This is a genomic window from Acinetobacter sp. YH01019, assembly GCF_013420285.1.
In the GTDB taxonomy this organism is placed as follows: Bacteria; Pseudomonadota; Gammaproteobacteria; order Pseudomonadales; family Moraxellaceae; genus Acinetobacter; species Acinetobacter gandensis.
Genome location: NZ_VOYM01000193.1, coordinates 1 through 1157 on the forward strand (window position 1 = coordinate 1; position 1157 = coordinate 1157).

Here is a 1157-nt window from a genome sequence, read left to right on the forward strand (position 1 = left end):
CAGCGGGCCAAAAAGGAATACGTCCATGCCCATCGAGGTGAAACCGGCTGTGAGCGCGGGTTCAAGCATATAGCCCGACAGGCGCGTATCCTTGCCGATCACGACACGATGGCGGTGGTCACCGCGACGAAAGACACGGCCAGCCGCCATGCCGACGCGCAAGGCGGTTTCCGCCGTCATCGCGCCTTCGTTGGCTTTGCCACGAATACCGTCTGTGCCGAAATATTTGCGCACCATAAGGTCGATTATCCTGTCGTCGGGTCGCCCTCAAAGGGGACATGCCTGCTGAACCGCGAATATAGAGAAATATCCCGAATGTGCAGTTAACGAATTCTTGCGGTTTCTTTCAGCGCCGCCAATACCGCCAGCCCGTCGCGCAAGGGGCGCGGCTCGTGTGTGCGGATGAAGTCAGCTCCACCTGCGGCGGCGGCAAGCTCTGCAGCGAGTGTCGCGGCCCCGACATCCCCCGGACCACGGCCTGTGAGCGCGCGCAGAAAGGATTTGCGCGAAACAGACAGAAGCACCGGCAAATCGAAGCGCAGCCGCAATTCATCGAACCGCGCCAGCACCGAGAGCGAGGTTTCGGGAGCAGCCCCCAGAAAAAACCCCATGCCGGGATCAAGGACAAGGCGGTTGCGTTTGATACCGGCACCCGTCAGCGCCGCGATGCGCGCGTCAAAGAACGCCGCAATGTGATCCATGATGTCGCCAGCGGGTGCCTCGCGCCGATCTGCCTGCCCGTCTTGCACCGAATGCATAACGACGAGTTTGGCAGATGATTTCGCCAATTGCGGATAGAACGCAGCGTCTGGAAAACCGCGAATATCATTGAGATAGGCCACACCACGCGACAAGGCATAGGCTTGCGTCGCGGGTTGATAACTGTCGAGCGAGACGGGAATGCCATCTGCCTTGAGCGCGTCCAGCACCGGCGCGATACGCGCGATTTCTGTGTCGGACGAAACAGGCGCGGCGTCGGGATTGCTGGATGCCGGACCGAGGTCGATCACATCTGCCCCCTCGGCCATCAGCTTACGCGCCTGCGCAATGGCTGCGTCTGGCGCCAGATACCGGCCTCCATCGGAGAAACTGTCCGAGGTTATGTTGACGATGCCGAAAATGATGAGCGATTTATTCATGGGGGCTTCTATAATAAT

Annotated in this window: 1 protein-coding gene and 1 pseudogene; both read right to left on the reverse strand. The window is 59.8% G+C overall.

Going from position 1 to position 1157, the window contains the following annotated elements:
• Window positions 1–237 (reverse strand): annotated as a pseudogene (gene glmM / locus FTT84_RS17890) (phosphoglucosamine mutase); the annotation flags it as partial.
• An 86-nt stretch (window positions 238–323) separates the two neighbouring features.
• Window positions 324–1139, reverse strand: a complete 816-nt coding sequence (gene sul2 / locus FTT84_RS17895; RefSeq protein ID WP_001043260.1) for a sulfonamide-resistant dihydropteroate synthase Sul2 — start codon at window positions 1137–1139, stop codon at window positions 324–326.
• Window positions 1140–1157 lie beyond the last annotated feature (18 nt).

Excerpts from the sequence above, each read along its gene's own strand:
- sul2 (WP_001043260.1), bottom strand. The coding sequence starts at position 1,139 with ATGAATAAATCGCTCATCATTTTCGGCATCGTCAACATAACCTCGGAC.